The sequence below is a fragment of the Enterococcus sp. S86.2 genome, assembly GCF_059834485.2.
The window spans coordinates 2,129,266-2,144,572 of record NZ_CM206813.1 but is presented as its reverse complement, the minus strand read 5'-3'; the positions used below and the strand labels follow the sequence as shown (position 1 = coordinate 2,144,572).

General features: G+C 37.1%; 18 protein-coding genes. 15 read left to right on the top strand and 3 right to left on the bottom strand.

From position 1 onward, the window contains the following. The first annotated feature begins 19 nt into the window (after positions 1-19). Positions 20-676, top strand: coding sequence for a histidine phosphatase family protein (locus AC6R0T_RS10175; protein ID WP_303754565.1), 657 nt, complete (start codon positions 20-22; stop codon positions 674-676). Between the two features lie 17 nt (positions 677-693). Next, complete coding sequence (gene recD2 / locus AC6R0T_RS10170) at positions 694-3,204, top strand: SF1B family DNA helicase RecD2 (protein ID WP_526159328.1); 2,511 nt, start codon at positions 694-696, stop codon at positions 3,202-3,204. A gap of 241 nt (positions 3,205-3,445) precedes the next feature. Here the strand turns inward: recD2 and AC6R0T_RS10165 are convergent, their stop codons facing one another. Then, a complete protein-coding gene (locus AC6R0T_RS10165; protein ID WP_282462185.1) occupies positions 3,446-4,426 on the bottom strand; it encodes a diacylglycerol/lipid kinase family protein in 981 nt (326 codons plus the stop codon). 446 nt (positions 4,427-4,872) lie between these two features. Here AC6R0T_RS10165 and AC6R0T_RS10160 point away from each other — a divergent pair, with 446 nt between their 5' ends. Continuing rightward, positions 4,873-5,127 (top strand): hypothetical protein, encoded by a 255-nt coding sequence (locus tag AC6R0T_RS10160; protein ID WP_206902424.1) that lies wholly within the window; start codon positions 4,873-4,875, stop codon positions 5,125-5,127. A gap of 60 nt (positions 5,128-5,187) precedes the next feature. Continuing rightward, positions 5,188-5,688 carry a QueT transporter family protein gene (locus tag AC6R0T_RS10155; protein ID WP_396139697.1) on the top strand — a complete coding sequence of 167 codons (501 nt, stop codon included), beginning with the start codon at positions 5,188-5,190 and terminating at the stop codon, positions 5,686-5,688. A 123-nt stretch (positions 5,689-5,811) separates the two neighbouring features. Here the strand turns inward: AC6R0T_RS10155 and cbpA are convergent, their stop codons facing one another. Further along, entirely contained in the window at positions 5,812-6,453 is a 642-nt protein-coding gene (gene cbpA / locus AC6R0T_RS10150) for a cyclic di-AMP binding protein CbpA (protein ID WP_303754567.1), read from the bottom strand. A 186-nt stretch (positions 6,454-6,639) separates the two neighbouring features. On the opposite strand from cbpA, the gene rpmG reads away from it, so the two are divergent. The 11 genes from rpmG to AC6R0T_RS10095 all read left to right on the top strand — a co-directional run bounded on the left by rpmG (position 6,640) and on the right by AC6R0T_RS10095 (position 14,264). Then, on the top strand, positions 6,640-6,792 hold the full coding sequence (gene rpmG / locus AC6R0T_RS10145) for a 50S ribosomal protein L33 (protein ID WP_016171295.1): 153 nt from the start codon (positions 6,640-6,642) through the stop codon (positions 6,790-6,792). A 12-nt stretch (positions 6,793-6,804) separates the two neighbouring features. Next, positions 6,805-6,975: a preprotein translocase subunit SecE gene (secE, locus tag AC6R0T_RS10140; RefSeq protein ID WP_206902426.1), complete on the top strand. Its 171-nt coding sequence runs from the start codon at positions 6,805-6,807 to the stop codon at positions 6,973-6,975. A 99-nt stretch (positions 6,976-7,074) separates the two neighbouring features. Next, complete coding sequence (gene nusG / locus AC6R0T_RS10135; protein ID WP_173103550.1) at positions 7,075-7,617, top strand: transcription termination/antitermination protein NusG; 543 nt, start codon at positions 7,075-7,077, stop codon at positions 7,615-7,617. A 420-nt stretch (positions 7,618-8,037) separates the two neighbouring features. Next, positions 8,038-8,472, top strand: a complete 435-nt coding sequence (locus tag AC6R0T_RS10130; protein ID WP_206902427.1) for a PTS sugar transporter subunit IIA — start codon at positions 8,038-8,040, stop codon at positions 8,470-8,472. A 2-nt stretch (positions 8,473-8,474) separates the two neighbouring features. Next, a complete protein-coding gene (gene yajC / locus AC6R0T_RS10125; RefSeq protein WP_206902428.1) occupies positions 8,475-8,762 on the top strand; it encodes a preprotein translocase subunit YajC in 288 nt (95 codons plus the stop codon). Positions 8,763-8,789: 27 nt separating this feature from the next. Next, positions 8,790-9,272, top strand: a complete 483-nt coding sequence (gene agaV, locus AC6R0T_RS10120) for a PTS N-acetylgalactosamine transporter subunit IIB (protein ID WP_206902429.1) — start codon at positions 8,790-8,792, stop codon at positions 9,270-9,272. A 27-nt stretch (positions 9,273-9,299) separates the two neighbouring features. Then, positions 9,300-10,106, top strand: coding sequence for a PTS mannose/fructose/sorbose/N-acetylgalactosamine transporter subunit IIC (locus AC6R0T_RS10115; RefSeq protein WP_206902430.1), 807 nt, complete (start codon positions 9,300-9,302; stop codon positions 10,104-10,106). Then, positions 10,096-11,136, top strand: a complete 1,041-nt coding sequence (locus AC6R0T_RS10110; RefSeq protein WP_206902431.1) for a PTS system mannose/fructose/sorbose family transporter subunit IID — start codon at positions 10,096-10,098, stop codon at positions 11,134-11,136. Before AC6R0T_RS10115 ends, AC6R0T_RS10110 begins: the two co-directional genes overlap by 11 nt. A gap of 172 nt (positions 11,137-11,308) precedes the next feature. Beyond that, positions 11,309-12,037 carry a GntR family transcriptional regulator gene (locus AC6R0T_RS10105; RefSeq protein WP_206902432.1) on the top strand — a complete coding sequence of 243 codons (729 nt, stop codon included), beginning with the start codon at positions 11,309-11,311 and terminating at the stop codon, positions 12,035-12,037. Positions 12,038-12,079: 42 nt separating this feature from the next. Further along, complete coding sequence (locus AC6R0T_RS10100; RefSeq protein ID WP_303754568.1) at positions 12,080-13,258, top strand: SIS domain-containing protein; 1,179 nt, start codon at positions 12,080-12,082, stop codon at positions 13,256-13,258. A 151-nt stretch (positions 13,259-13,409) separates the two neighbouring features. Then, positions 13,410-14,264: an alpha/beta fold hydrolase gene (locus AC6R0T_RS10095; protein ID WP_303754569.1), complete on the top strand. Its 855-nt coding sequence runs from the start codon at positions 13,410-13,412 to the stop codon at positions 14,262-14,264. A 380-nt stretch (positions 14,265-14,644) separates the two neighbouring features. Here the strand turns inward: AC6R0T_RS10095 and AC6R0T_RS10090 are convergent, their stop codons facing one another. Next, on the bottom strand, positions 14,645-15,241 hold the full coding sequence (locus tag AC6R0T_RS10090) for a TetR/AcrR family transcriptional regulator (RefSeq protein ID WP_303754570.1): 597 nt from the start codon (positions 15,239-15,241) through the stop codon (positions 14,645-14,647). Positions 15,242-15,307 lie beyond the last annotated feature (66 nt).

Genomic DNA, 15,307 nt, shown 5'->3' with positions numbered 1-15,307 from the left:
AACTAAAGGAGCATTTGTAATGGAGTTATATTTTACCCGCCATGGTAAGACCCAGTGGAACAATGAACGCCGCTTTCAAGGAGCCAAAGGCGATTCACCACTTCTTGCAGAAAGTTTAGCTGAAATCAAATTATTGGGTCAGCACCTAAAAGATATCCCCTTTGAAAAAATTTATGCCAGTACAGCGCCTCGTGCCATGAAAACGGCACAAGGAATTTTAGCTGAACTAAACTATCAACCAGAAATTATTTACAATGCTGGTTTAAGAGAACTGGGTTTGGGGAAACTAGAAGGCCAACTAATCGATGAAATGACAGACCGCTATCCAACTGAACTACACAATTTACGCTATGCTTTAGATCAGTATGATCCAAGTGTTTTTAACGGTGAAAAAATTGAAGCAGCACTGGCACGGATTGAAACAGTTGTAAGTGACGCTGTTATGCAAAATAAAGGGCCACTTTTATTTGTGGGGCACGGCGCTTCCCTAACTGCTGCTATCCAGTGGTTAGCGGGCAAAGAGTTGGGGCAATTACGGGAAATGGGTGGCTTAGTGAACAACAGCTTAAGTATTATGACTACCAGTGAACCGGAAAATTTAACACCATTCAAATTAACAAAATGGAATGATGCCAGTTTTTTAGGTGATCAAAGTAGTTTAGACGCCTTATTGTAGAAAGGAGCCGGTTTTTGATGGAAGAACGAAAATTTGTCAGCGGTACAGTCGCGGCAATCTTTTTTGAAAACCCCGGCAATTTTTATAAGGTGATGTTGATTGATATTGCAGAAACCAATACCGCTTATCGTGAACCGCAAATTGTCGTGACGGGTTCTTTTGGAGATATCAACGATGATACTTTATATCAATTTTATGGTGAGCTAATTGAACACGCACGATACGGGCTACAGTTTCAAGTAGAAAGTTATGCCCAAGATCAACCAACTTCTGAAAATGGTTTGATTAACTATTTTGCTAGTGAAAAATTTCCTGGTATTGGACCCAAGACGGCAGAAAAGATTGTAGATACACTAGGGGTTGATGCAATTAAAAAAATCGTTGAAGATAATTCAGTGTTAGAAGCAGTTGAAGGGTTAAACGAAAAAAAACGACAGCAGATAGCAGAAATTGTGCGAGCCAACCAAGGTATGGACGAAATTGTTGTCGGCTTGTCTCAATATGGTTTTGGCAGCCAGTTATCTTTTGCCATTTATCAAATGTACCGAGGACAGGCATTAAGTATTATTGCAGAAAATCCTTATCAATTGGTAGAAGATATTGAAGGTATCGGGTTTAAAAAAGCCGATCAATTAGCCGAACAGTTAGGGATTGCGGCCACTAGCGACAAACGGTTGCGGGCAGCGGTCTTGCATCAAGTTTTTCAAAGTGCGCTGCAAAGTGGGGATACGTATGTCAAAGCGGATACCTTATTAGATGATACCTTAACCCTACTGGAAAAAAGTCGTCCGGTAGAAATTAACCCCGAACAATTAGCCGATGTGATTATCGCGTTAACTGAGGAAGATAAAATTCAGCAAGAAGCTACGCGTATTTACGAAAACAGTCTATATTTTGCCGAGATTGGAATTGCTGGGTCGATTCAGCGAATGTTGCAGCGCAAAAAAGAAATTAAGTACCCAGAAAAAACGATTGAAAAAAAATTAGCCAGTTTGGAAAAACGACTCAAGATTAAATATGGGACATCACAAGCTGAAGCGATTAAAGCAGCGTTGGCTTCACCATTATTTATTTTGACTGGCGGTCCTGGTACCGGTAAGACGACGGTTATTAACGGAATCGTACAATTATTTGCTGAATTAAATGATTTAAGTTTGGAGCCATTGGATTATACACAAGAGGTTTTTCCAATTCTTTTAGCCGCACCAACTGGCCGTGCGGCAAAGCGTATGAACGAGACAACAGGATTGCCTAGCGGTACGATTCACCGCTTACTGGGTTTAACGGGTAGAGAAAAAGTCGGTGAGACAGAAATCAATGAATTAGCAGGAGGGTTGTTAATTGTTGATGAAATGTCGATGTTAGACACATGGTTAGCTAATTCTTTGCTAAAAGCAATTCCGAGTAATATGCAAGTTATTTTTGTTGGTGATAAAGATCAATTACCTTCTGTCGGTCCAGGTCAAGTATTACATGATCTACTGCAGATAAAAGCAATTCCCCAGCGCGAGTTAACTGACATTTATCGCCAAGGGGACGGTTCGACGATTATTTCATTGGCCCATGAGATTAAAAACGGCCGCTTACCAGCCGATTTCACTAAAAACCAAGCGGATCGCTCTTTTTTTCCTTGTCATGCGCAACAAATTGAACCTTTAATTGCACAAATTGTTAAAAAGGCAAAAGCCAAAGGGTTTAGCGCCCAAGATATTCAATTGTTAGCCCCTATGTATCGTGGTCCTGCTGGAATTGATGCGTTAAACAAGATGATGCAAGAAATTTTTAACCCCAATGATGGGACAAAAAAAGAAGTAACCTTTCACGAGCACGTTTATCGCATTGGGGATAAAGTTCTACAGCTAGTTAATTCACCAGAAGAAAATGTATTTAATGGTGATATGGGTCAAATCGTGGGAATTATTTACGCCAAAGACAGTGAAGATAAAGTCGACGAGTTGGTTATTCAATTTGACACCAATGAAGTAACCTATAAGCGCAATGACTGGCAAAAAATTACCTTATCTTATTGTTGTTCGATTCATAAAGCACAAGGTAGCGAGTTTGAGATGGTAATTTTGCCGATGGTTTACCAATATCAACGTATGTTGCAAAGAAACCTGCTTTATACAGCCGTAACCAGAAGTAAAGATAAATTAATTTTGCTTGGAGAGACACAGGCTTTTGAAACGTGTGTTACGAATCAATCCGCCAATCGTTTAACGACGCTAAAAGAGCGCATAAGCGCATTTGTCGGTTTGACAGACGAAGAATTAATCAAAGCGGATCAAAAAAAGACACCTGAGGCTAACGAGCTACAAAAACAACAGCAAGCTGTTACCTATGAAGAAGTGCAACTAACAGAAGATAGTCACCAAAAAGAGGCTGGGCATTTACCAAATAATAATGAAGTGAATGAATCGGCAGAAGTGAGCCCTGTTCACGTTATATTAACGGGAAAATTGGTTCGAGAAAATGCCATAGATCCTTTAATTGGTATGAACGGACTGACCCCGTTGGACTTTATGTAGGCAAAAAAAGACTTAAATGATTTTTAGTTTCGGAAGGCTAAAAATCATTTAAGTCTTTTTGTAAATTATCAGTAAAAATTTCACCGAAATATACGTTGCAGTCAAAATATACAGGTAAAATGTTATAACTAATACGCTACGTGCAGTGGTAATAAGTAGAAATTTTTAAATTTGAGTAGCAATTTAGCAATATGTTGCTCTTATTTGCAAAAGCTATGGGAATTGACGAAGTCTTCTTTATTTATTCTGGATAATACCAAATTAATTGTGGCCGGGTGGAAAAGGTGATATCAAAAGGGCGCAAGCCCATTACTTCACCATCTGCTTGACCGTATTCTGGAACAGTGGAGACAATTCTAAGTTTATGTCCGGTAAAATGGTGGTAATGTTTTGATGTTGTTAGTTTGTTGGTAATCAGACGAATAATCAACCCGAAAATTTTAATCATCGAAATTCTTTCTACTACAACCAAGTCAATATCTGAGACAGTAGCTTTTGCCATGGGCGCAATCGCCACGCCGCCACCAAAATAGGGATGATTGGTCGTAGTACATAAAAATGCTTTTTTAAACGTAAACTCTTCACCGTTGACCTCAAGTAAAATAGGGAAGCCCTTTTGTGTAAATAAAACTTTGACAATAGAGGCGATATAAGCAAAGGAACCAAGATTATATTTGTTTAACGTTTTTTTAGTCATGGAATCATTCGTAGCCGCCACAATTGCTGCATCCAAACCAATACCGATATTGTTAATTGCCAGCCCTGTTTCCGTTTGAATTTTTTCTTCATAAGTCAACGTGTTAATAATTTGTGGCTCTTTTGCCCGCTGAATTGCCCAAAAGGCTTTTTGGGGATCTTTTGGTAAGTTTATTCCCCGCGCAAAGTCATTGCCAGAGCCACCCGGGATATAGCTGACGGGAATTTCTTTGTCCATCCGGTAAAATTGATTTAAAACTTGGTGTAAAGTGCCATCACCACCAATTACGACCAGCAAAGGATAAAGTTTATCTGCATAATCTGCTTTTATTTCCGCATTCCAACCAATTAGTTTAGAATTAGCAAGTTCTTTGGCTAATTCAGCTTCATGACCTGCATATTCGGTATAATAACTTTCGTAACTCATTTTTTGTTCATCTAATAAATTTTGAATAATCGCACCGGTTTTCTTTCCATTGCCGTTGCCTGAAACCTGATTAATCAAGAGTATGTAATGGAATTTCACAATGTTTGCTCCTCTTTTACACTTAATGCTCCATATTTTAACAGAAAAAATAGAGGAGGGAAAAGAAAAAAGCACACAAAAAAAGATCTAGTGAGTTTTTTTGTAACGTGTTACTCTTCTTGTTGCCTTTTTGTCCTTTTTATTAAGGTTCTGATGTCCACTTAATAAATGATAAACTCACTAGACCTATTCAATTAGTAAGGAGTAACTCAAATTCCCACATCCTTTAACAATTTTTTTAAGTCTCATAACAATTCTTCGTTTTGTAGAACCTACATCGTCTACGTTACTGGGAATTCCTATGACCCCTTACACTTATTTTATACCATATACGAGCACTTTTTGCAAGCGTTTACAACAGAGGTTACAATTTTTTTCGCTTTTATCTGATAACTCGTGTTTTCTTTTAGCGTTAATTTTGCTATACTCCACAGGGGAGGAAAACGATGAAATATTATCATTTAGTTGGATTTTCAGCAGTCTTATTTTTACTACAATGGGGTTGTGAAAATTTGTTAGGTTTAACTTACACCAAAGAGGCCAATTTATTTTTTGTCAGCTGTCAGATTATGGCGTTAAGCATTTATAGTCTATTTTTTTGTGTTTATTTCATTGCCAGTAAAAAACAAAGAACTAGTAAAAAGATAGCTGCTGTAGTTAAAATGGATCAAGATATCAAAAAACTTAAAAAAGCCAGTTAACCTCCCGCGGTTCATCAACCATCCCGCGTCATCAAAACTCGGAGAAAGAAGGAATAATTTGTGCAAATGAGTAAACGTAGCAGTAATGTTAAAGTTTTGGCGGTAAATGCAATTGTTGCGGCTTTATATGTCGCCCTTTCGCTTATTACGCCCTTTTCTGCGGGACCTATTCAATTTCGGGTCTCAGAAAGTTTGAATCATTTAGTTGTTTTTAATCGTAAATATTTGTGGGGAGTCTTTTTAGGCGTCGTCATTTATAATGCCTTATTTGGTTATGGTATTTTAGATGTGCTCTTTGGTGGCGCGCAGACGCTATTGGCTTTAAGTCTCACGAGCTTTTTACAAAATAAAGTCAAAGACAAAAAAGTATTATTAGGTCTAAATATTGCCTTTTTCACTTTTAGTATGTTCTTAATTGCTATCATGCTAATGATTACGGCTAATTTACCATTTTGGCCAACGTACTTCACTACAGCTTTAAGTGAACTGATTATTATGAGTATTTCCGCACCACTGATGTACTGGTTAAATAATAGCGTGAATTTTGATAAACAATTTTAAACGTATAGCATAAATGGACTTAGCAATTTTCTGCCAAGTCCATTTTTTTAGCTTCTGTTTTAATTTTAATCAGTAAATAGCCAAGGCATTAGCGCATATTTTCAAAAATCAGCTATGATTTTTTTATTCTGAAAGAGTTAGATCTTCAACTTCAACAACTTTGAAATTCTTACTTTCTAAATGACTAATAATTTTATCGCACAACGCTTTGTCAGTTTTGGCTGGTAATGTAATTAATGTGCGACGAATAAATTCATCTTTACCGATATCTAAGGTAATACAGCTGGCGATGCTACTGTATTTTGCGATGATTTTACTAATAGCAGCTAAATCACCTTGTTTACCTGTTGAGGCAATTGTTAAAACGTAACTTCCCTGATCAATACTCCACGATTGGGATAACATATTTAATAAGGAACTATGAGTCAAAATACCATAAAATTTATTATTTTCGTTTAAAACCGCAATATAAGGAAGTTCTTTAATCGTAAAGAATACTTTAAAGAAAGAAGAATTTACATAAATAAATTTTGTTGCATTTTTCAATAAATGGGTAACAGGTAAATTCATATCACCGCCGTTAGCTTTGTGGCGGTAAATGTGCATTTTATAAATGTTGCCGCGGAAAATTTTTTCACTTTCATCTAGAATCGGTACACAGCGGAAACCAGAATCTTCTAGAATTTCCAATGCTTCAGCCAGTGTTGCTGTTTCTTTGACCGTAGTCAAATCTCTTTTTTTATACACCATGGTTTTAAGTAACATAACAAACCCTCCATTGTCTCCAATTTAACAAATTAATCATATCATATTCTCTATAAAAAGACATAACCGACTACCTTCATTGACAGTCCGAAAAAAACATGCTAAGTTAAAGTGTACTTTTGTGAAGAAATTAACCGAAACTCGGGTAATTTTAAAAGTGTGATAAATTTGAAGGAGGCCATAAAGATGGGTGCGAAAAAAGCCGCTTTAGCCTGCTCCGTTTGCGGATCTCGTAACTACACTAAATCAGTGAGTGAAGGGAAAAAAGGCGAACGTTTGGAGATTAATAAATTTTGTAAATATTGCAATCAATATACATTGCATCGAGAAACCAAATAGGAGGCAGCAGGCATGAAATTTTTACGTAGTGTAATAGACGAAATGAAAAATGTAACATGGCCCACCAAAGCTCAGTTACGCAAAGATACATTGGTTGTCATTGAAACATCTTTGATTTTTGCTGCAATGTTTTTTGTGATGGACACGGTGATTAAGAGTGTCTTCGGCTGGATTTTAAAATAAATTAACTAGCTGAATAATACAAAAAATGCTATAATAGCCAAGAAGAAAAAACTTCGGGTAACTGAGGTTTTTTTATTTTAGACAAAAGGAGCCAAACAAATGGAATCATTTGAAAGAAACTGGTATGTGCTGCACACGTATTCTGGTTATGAAAACAAAGTTAAAGCAAACATTGAATCACGGGCGCAAAGTATGGGTATGGGAGATTTTATTTTTCGCGTTGTCGTCCCAGAAGAAACTGAAAAAGAGCTAAAGAACGGTAAAGAAAAAGAAGTCGTTCATAAAACTTTTCCAGGTTATGTTTTAGTGGAAATGGTCATGACAGATGAATCGTGGTATGTAGTGCGGAATACGCCTGGTGTTACCGGTTTTGTCGGCTCACACGGTGCTGGTAGTAAACCTGCGCCTTTATTACAAGAAGAAATCAATCATATCTTACGCTCCATCGGTATGAGTACAAGAACTAGTGATTTAGAAGTCAACGTTGGTGATACAGTTAAAATCATTGAAGGTGCATTTGCTGGTTTGGAAGGGCAAGTTGCTGAAATTGATGAAGAAAAACAAAAACTAAAAGTCAACATTGATATGTTCGGCCGCGAAACAAGTACGGAATTAGATTTTGAACAAGTAGATAGCCTATAAAATAGGTTGTAATAAACTTGTCTTACATTTTTATAAAAATACCTAAGAAAGAAATGTTCAGGCTACTTGCCTGGCTTACTGCAAAGTGTAAATTGGCAGTATACATTTTGGACTTAGGTATTTTTTTGTTGATCTTGAAAAATACAAGCTTATAAGACAAGTATAATTTTTTAGATATATTGTGCTAATTATTAAAAAAATTATCAGGTTACAACCAGTTGTGTATTTCCTTTACTTTTCTAAATAAGTGAAGCTGTTAGTTCTTTTTTAGTTGAAATTACTTTAAAAAAACAGGATTTTTCTGATTAAGCGTGCTATTTTATTTGTTAAACTTTTTCTTGACAGATAATGTTAGCGCTTTTATAATTGGTCTGTGGTTACTACCAGATAGAGTAACAAAAGATTCAAGGAGGGGATAAGATGATTGGTTGTATATTAACTGGTCACGGTTCGTTTGCTCCGGGTGTTTACGGGGCATTAACAATGATTGCCGGAGAACAAGATTTTTTTGATGTAATTGCCTTTGAGGATGGTCAAAATGTCGATGATTTTGAAGAAAAAATGAAACAAGCGGTAAAACAATTAGATCAAACCTGTGAAGGTGTTTTAATCTTTAGCGATTTATTGGGAGGTTCACCTTTTAAAACTGCAATGATTGCAGCACAAGATTTTGATGCAGTAGAAGTTATTGCAGGTGCCAATTTACCCATGCTTATTGAAACAATTGGTTTGCGTTATGCCAATACAGACTTAGAACAATTAACACAACAAGCAATAACAGCCGGACAAACCGGCGTCGTTCATCCCAAGCTGGTTATTAAAGAAGACGAGGAATTCGGGGAAGAAGGAATTTAATTATGAGCATTTGGAACAGTATTCTGGGTGCTTCGATTGTGGTATTAATTTTTGTAATCGCTTTTGCTATTATTTATTATTTTGTTGGCGCCCGTGGCATGAAGTCACAAAAAGAGCATTTCAAAAAATTACATCAATCTCTTGCGCCAGGACAACAAGTGAAGTTTGCAAATGGGCTTTATGGCACTGTGAAAGTTATTAACCAAAAGAAAGAAACAGTGGATATTGAAGTCAAGTCAGGAACTATTATTGAAGTTTCTCGGTACGCAATTTCAGAAATCGTTAAATAAAAAACATTTAATTTAGGGGGAATTCTCATGTCAGAACCAAATATTTTATTAACACGTATTGATAATCGTTTAATTCACGGACAAGTAGCAACACAATGGAATGGTACTTTAGGAGCTAATTTGATTTTAGTAGCCAACGATAAAGTAGCAGGAGACAAAGTGCGCCAAGGATTAATGGATATGGCTGCGCCAACTGGAGTTCAAACACGGTATTTCTCGATCCAAAAGACGATCGATATCATCCACAAAGCATCACCAAAACAAAAGATCTTCATTATTGCGGAAAATCCTGAAGACGTTTTGAAATTAGTTGAAGGAGGAGTGCCAATTAAAAAATTGAATATTGGAAACATGCATATGGCAGAAGGAAAACGCCAAGTTGCGACAACGGTAGCCGTGGATGATGCAGACGTTGCAGCCTTTAAAAAATTGCAAGATTTAGGGGTGGAACTTGAAATACGCCGCGTACCAACTACAGCAGTAGAAGACAGTAGCAAACTATTCAACTAAGCGTGTGCTTAAGGAGGGAGTTTAAGAATGGATTATAATTTCATTCAGATTTTATTGGTCTTTATCGTGACGTTTGTCGCTGCAATTGACCAATTCAGTTTCTTGGAATCATTATATCAACCAATTGTTACGGGTATGGTAATTGGTCTTATTTTAGGGGATTTACAAACAGGTTTAATCGTTGGTGGTACGTATCAATTAATGACCATCGGCAATATGCCCGTTGGGGGAGCACAGCCGCCTAACGCCGTTATCGGTGGGATTATGGCCGCTATTTTATCGATTACATTGAAATTAGAACCAACTGCAGCTGTTGCAACAGCAATTCCATTTTCTTTATTAGGTCAATATGCAGTTACTTTAATTTTCTCTGCAATGTCACCAGTGATGTCTGTTGCAGATAACTACGCTCACGAAGCCAACACAAAAGGAATTGACCGCATTAACTATTTAGCGATGGCTGCAATTGGTGCTATCTTTGGTTTAATCGTTGTCTTATTCTTTATCGGTGGTGCAACTTTTGGTGAACAAGTCGTTAGTGCCATTCCTGAATGGTTAATGAAAGGTTTATCAGCTGCCGGCGGTATGATGCGTTATGTCGGTTTTGCAATTTTATTAAAAGTTATGGTTTCGCGCGATATGTGGGGCTTTTACTTTATGGGCTTTGGTCTAGCAACAATCGTAATGGCAGCTCCAAGTCTATCAGGTCCAGCCTTGATTATCTTGGCATTTATCGGTTTTGCGTTAGCATTCTGGGATTACCAAATCCAATCTAAATTCAAAACAGCAACAGCCAATGCAAATGACTTCGGAGGTGACGAAGATGGCATATAATATTCCAGATACGTATCAAGATCAATCAGTCGGCGAAACACTGGATAAGAAAACGTTAAATAAAATGGTTTGGCGTTCATTGTTCTTACAAGCATCTTTTAACTATGAACGGATGCAAGCAGGTGGCTGGTTATATGGTATTTTACCAGGCTTGAAAAAAATTCATAAAAACAAAGATGACTTGGCAGCTTCCATGAGTCACAACCTTGAATTTTTCAACACCCATCCATTTTTAGTAACTTTTGTTATGGGGATTGTTTTATCACTAGAACAAAATAAAGCAGATATTCCAACAATTCGTGCCGTTCGTGTCGCTGCGATGGGACCTTTAGGTGGGATTGGGGATGCCTTATTCTGGTTTACCTTAGTACCGATTACTGCTGGTATTACTTCAAACATGGCTATCAGTGGTAATATTGCCGCACCATTTATTTTCTTACTTGTTTTCAATATTGCCCAATTTGCGTTACGTTTCTTCTTGATGAACTGGTCTTATAAACTAGGAACAGATGCTATTGGTGTCTTAACCGAAAATGCCAAAGAATTTACGCGGGCAGCAAGTATTTTAGGTATCTTCGTCGTAGGTTCACTAACCTGTGTTTACGGTGCTACAAAAGTAAACGTTCAAATTCCAAACGGTGAAACAAATGCTGTTCATTCTGTAACAACAGTTGTCCCTGCTGGGGAAGAACACAAATATGATGAATATATCTTCAAAAAAGATGACAGTGGTAAATTGACAGAAGAAGTGCAAGCGGCAGCTGAAGGTGAAAAAGCCTTAGGCGTAGTTAAATTGCCTTCAGGGGATTTTGAAGTAACCTTCAACCGTAATGAAACAACTCCGGTTACGATTGATATTCAAAAAATCTTAGACGGTATTTTACCACAAATGATTCCATTAGCTATGACTTTACTTTTATACTTCTTATTATCAAAACGTGGCTGGACACCATTGAAATGTATCTTGTTACTATTGGTAATTGGTTTAGTAGGCTCAGGCTTTGGTATTTGGCCTAATATTTGGCCTTAAAAAAACTTTGACAGATTATACCACTTATCCGTAGTTGATAAGTGGTATTTTTTTAGGTAGTGGTCTAGATCAAGTTTTAAAATAAAGCGTTTTATTTACTATTGCTATTGACTTTATAGGCCTTAGAAGATAAACTCATACTGTGGTAGTAACCAGTTAGAGGAGGTGTCATATGACCCGAGCAAAAAAACAACCTTTGTACGATCAATTAGTCGAATTATTAAAAGAAAAAATTGAAAATGAATACGAAGCCAATATGATGCTACCTTCTGAACGGGAATTATCAGATGTGTATGGTTTAAGTCGCACAACGGTTCGCTTGGCATTACAAGAGTTAGAAAAAATTGGCTATATTTATCGGCAACACGGCAAAGGAACCTTTGTATCTGATTTAAAAGAGTCCAGTTTCAATTTGCAGAGTATGTATAGTTTTACCGAGCAAATGAAATCTTTGGGGCGACATCCAGAAACGAGAGTTTTGGATTTTGAAACAATCGAAGCCAACAAATTTTTAGCTACGAAATTTAATGTCAAATTAGGAACGAAATTAATAAAAATGAAGCGTCTCAGAAGTGCTGATGGCGAACCATTAATGCTAGAACGCACCTATTTGCCGCTAAATAAATTTTTATCTTTAACCAAAGAAGATTTAGATCAAAAAGCCTTATACGATATTTTTCGCGAAGATTATAATGAGATTGTCAAAGTAGCCGAAGAAGAGCTATTTGCCAATATTGCACGGCCAAAAGATGCGCCTTTTTTAGATATTAGAGAAGGGGCGCCGGTGTTGACTTTAATGCGCAAAACTTATAATCAAGCCAATGAAATAATCGAGTTCACCTATAGTGTTGCCCGTGCGGATCACTTTCGCTATAAAATCGTACATCACAATGGCAATTAAAGAGCAAATAAGATCACGTTTGTAAATTAAAGGAGGATTACAATGTTTCAACTGACAGCAGCAGAATTAACTAAAATGGGAGCAGAAATTACCACCCGTGAAATTAAGCAACAACCGAAATTATGGCAAGAAGCATTTTCTTATTATAAAGAAAATCAAAAAAGAATTAACAATTTTTTATCAGAAGTAAAAGATGCCGCACATGGTAAAATCCGCGTTGTTTTCACTGGTGCGGGGACTTCTCAATATGTAGGCGATACAGTAAAACCTTATTTAAGTAAAGTAGGAGATAACCGTAAATTTATCTTTGAAAGTATTGGGACAACTGATATCGTGGCTTCTCCGGCTGAATATTTACATCCAGATGATTGGACTATTTTAGTATCATTTGCCCGCAGTGGAAATTCACCAGAAAGTGTGGCCGCTGTGGATGTGGCCAATAAATTCGTGAAAAATTTACGTCATATTACCATTACTTGTGCTCCAGAAGGACAATTGGCAAAAGCGGCTACCGATGATGCCCACAATTTATTATTAATGATGCCCGCTCGTGCCAATGACCAAGGTTTTGCTATGACTGGAAGTTTTTCTTGTATGGCGCTAAGCGCATTATTAGTCTTTGATGAAACTAACGACTTCACTCAAAAAGAAGATTACGTCAATGCAATGACGACCTTAGGCAATGAAGCAATCGCTAGAGAAGCTGAGGTACAAAAAATTATTGATTTAGACTTTGAACGTATCGTCTATCTTGGTTCTGGCAGTCTATCTGGTTTAACCCGGGAAGCTTCCTTGAAAGTATTGGAATTAACTGCTGGGAAAATGGCTACGATCTTTGATTCTTCAATGGGATTTCGTCATGGTCCAAAATCATTTATCAACGATAAAACAATTATGTTTGTTTTTGTGAACAACGATGAATATACGCGTCAATACGATGTTGATATTTTAGAAGAGGTGCATGCAGATAAAATTGCGCCATCTGTTTTAGGAATTACTCAAAAGGCAGCAGAATCAAACTTTAGTGGTGATAACTTTGTTTTTGAAACAAGTGATGTGAAATTACCAGACGGATACGCAGCGTTGCCATTTTTAATTGTAGCCCAAACAGTTTCGCTGTTAGCCTCTATTAAAGTTGGGAATACACCAGATACACCGTCTCCTACTGGCACGGTTAACCGGGTTGTTAAAGGAGTAACGATTCACCCTTTTGAAGCATAAGTTGAATACAAAGTCTGACTCCCGTGTTTTTTACGGGGGTCTTTTTTTAGACGAGAAGCACAATGGGATAGGCAAAGAATTCTTTAAAAATAGCTATAATTTTCGTCAGCAGGTTATTGTAGCGTATAATTAGGCGAAAGGAAGTGAAGACATGAAGAAGATACTCACAGTGCTTATTTTATTGTTGGCTTTAGCTGGCTGTGGTGGAAATGAAAAAAAAGTCAATCCTACTGCTAAAGCGCAAATAAAACCAAAGACGAGTGTAATCCTTAAAAAAAGTGCGGTACCCACGCTATTTATCCACGGTTATAGCGGTACTAAAAATTCTTTTGGCGGTATGTTGCAACGTCTAGAAACAAGTAACTTAGCCAAAAAAGAGTTGATTATGACCGTCTCTAAAGAAGGTTCAATCACAACAACAGGGACACTGAGTGGTAAAAAAGATAATCCGATGATTCAAGTCATCTTTCAAGATAATAAAAATACGGAATGGTCACAATCTGAATGGTTGTATAATTGTTTGGCTGATTTAAAAAAAATGGGGGTTGAAGCGGTCAACTTGGTAGGACATTCGATGGGTGGCGTTTCGGGATTGCGGTATATGATGAGTTATCCTAACGATCCGTCACAGCCTGAAATTTTAAAATTTGTGGCGATTGGTGCACCTTTCAATGATTTTTTAGACACTAGTAGCAATCAAGATATGGCCGACTTATTAAAAAATGGGCCTACTGAAGTTTCTAGTCGTTACCAAGATTACCAAAAATTAGCAGCCAATTTAGCTAAAAATACGAAAATTTTACTTTTAGCTGGACAGTTAGATGAAAATACGTTTAATGATGAAATGGTCCCAACTACGAGTGCTCTAGCAGTGAACGCCTTACTAAAACAAACCAACAGCGTGACAACCCAAATTTTTTATGGTCCCAACGCACAGCATAGTCAACTGCACGAAAATAAGGAAGTCGATAAAAAAGTTTCAGACTTCTTATGGCCAAAGAGCTGACTTTCAAAGCCAGACAACCAGAAAAGCTTTTCGGACTTGGTCAGCGCTCGAAAAATAAGCGTGGAATTGCCAGAAATTGCTCCTCAAATTTCTTGAAATTTCGCCTTATTTCTTAGAGAGCTAGTGCGCAAAGCCAGACAACCAGAAAAGCTTTTCGGACTTGGTCAGCGCTCGAAAAATAAGCGTGGAATTGCCAGAAATTGCTGCTCAAATTTCTTGAAATTTCGCCTTATGATCACAGCAGGTTAGTTGAAAGAGCCAGACAGTGCTAAGCGGTCAAATCACTATTTATCTTTTGAAAAATTTATCTCTTCTTTATAGTGAAGATAGTGAAGGAAATAAATGAGCCAATCACGGCGTACAAGGCGTGATTGGCTCGTTTATTTTTCTGGTGCTAAGCCTTTTAGTAAAACTTCGCTCCACTCTGCAATGTAAGGCAATGCACGAGTATAAATTGCTGGTTCGGCAATGCCTGCGATCATTGATTCAGTGTAAATAAAGAGAAATTCATCGGTATACTTCGGATCAATAAATCCTTCTTTTCGTCCTTGTTGAAATAAGGTGAGGAGTGTTTCATTGCTTTTTTTTGCATAGCCGTTCATGAATTCAGCTAATTCTTTATCTTCTGTTTGCGAATAATAAGCCATAAGATCAAGATAAAATTGTTGACTAACATGGTCTAAGCGGTTGATTTTTAGCTGTGTTAAGGCGGTAAAAGTATCTGGAAAAGATCTTTTTTCTTGCAAAGTTTTTTCTGCGTCATAAGCCATTTCGGCCATAAAGTTTTTAAACACCATTTTAATTAAATTATCCTTGGATTGAAAATATTTAAAAATCGTAGCTTTTGAAATATTGGTTGCAGCAGTTACTTTGTCAATGGTTAGAGCTTTGCTTCCTTCAGGTCCATTCATTATTTCCGATGCTGCCTTTAAGATGGCGTGCTTTTTTTGGGCACTTCTTTTTTCAAAACCGTTCAATTTTGTGCCTCCTTTTTAATCCATTACTACTTATATTATAGTAAAATAATTTTAAACTGCAAATTA

What these genes read in the sequence shown, in the direction of transcription:
- AC6R0T_RS10110 (WP_206902431.1), top strand. Translation starts at nt 10,096, where the DNA reads ATGGCATATAATATTCCAGATACGTATCAAGATCAATCAGTCGGCGAA.
- secE (WP_206902426.1), top strand. Translation starts at nt 6,805, where the DNA reads ATGAAATTTTTACGTAGTGTAATAGACGAAATGAAAAATGTAACATGG.
- AC6R0T_RS10175 (WP_303754565.1), top strand. Translation starts at nt 20, where the DNA reads ATGGAGTTATATTTTACCCGCCATGGTAAGACCCAGTGGAACAATGAA.
- AC6R0T_RS10105 (WP_206902432.1), top strand. Translation starts at nt 11,309, where the DNA reads ATGACCCGAGCAAAAAAACAACCTTTGTACGATCAATTAGTCGAATTA.
- yajC (WP_206902428.1), top strand. Translation starts at nt 8,475, where the DNA reads ATGAGCATTTGGAACAGTATTCTGGGTGCTTCGATTGTGGTATTAATT.
- rpmG (WP_016171295.1), top strand. Translation starts at nt 6,640, where the DNA reads ATGGGTGCGAAAAAAGCCGCTTTAGCCTGCTCCGTTTGCGGATCTCGT.
- AC6R0T_RS10100 (WP_303754568.1), top strand. Translation starts at nt 12,080, where the DNA reads ATGTTTCAACTGACAGCAGCAGAATTAACTAAAATGGGAGCAGAAATT.
- cbpA (WP_303754567.1), bottom strand. Translation starts at nt 6,453, where the DNA reads ATGTTACTTAAAACCATGGTGTATAAAAAAAGAGATTTGACTACGGTC.
- agaV (WP_206902429.1), top strand. Translation starts at nt 8,790, where the DNA reads ATGTCAGAACCAAATATTTTATTAACACGTATTGATAATCGTTTAATT.
- AC6R0T_RS10095 (WP_303754569.1), top strand. Translation starts at nt 13,410, where the DNA reads ATGAAGAAGATACTCACAGTGCTTATTTTATTGTTGGCTTTAGCTGGC.
- AC6R0T_RS10130 (WP_206902427.1), top strand. Translation starts at nt 8,038, where the DNA reads ATGATTGGTTGTATATTAACTGGTCACGGTTCGTTTGCTCCGGGTGTT.
- recD2 (WP_526159328.1), top strand. Translation starts at nt 694, where the DNA reads ATGGAAGAACGAAAATTTGTCAGCGGTACAGTCGCGGCAATCTTTTTT.
- nusG (WP_173103550.1), top strand. Translation starts at nt 7,075, where the DNA reads ATGGAATCATTTGAAAGAAACTGGTATGTGCTGCACACGTATTCTGGT.
- AC6R0T_RS10115 (WP_206902430.1), top strand. Translation starts at nt 9,300, where the DNA reads ATGGATTATAATTTCATTCAGATTTTATTGGTCTTTATCGTGACGTTT.
- AC6R0T_RS10160 (WP_206902424.1), top strand. Translation starts at nt 4,873, where the DNA reads ATGAAATATTATCATTTAGTTGGATTTTCAGCAGTCTTATTTTTACTA.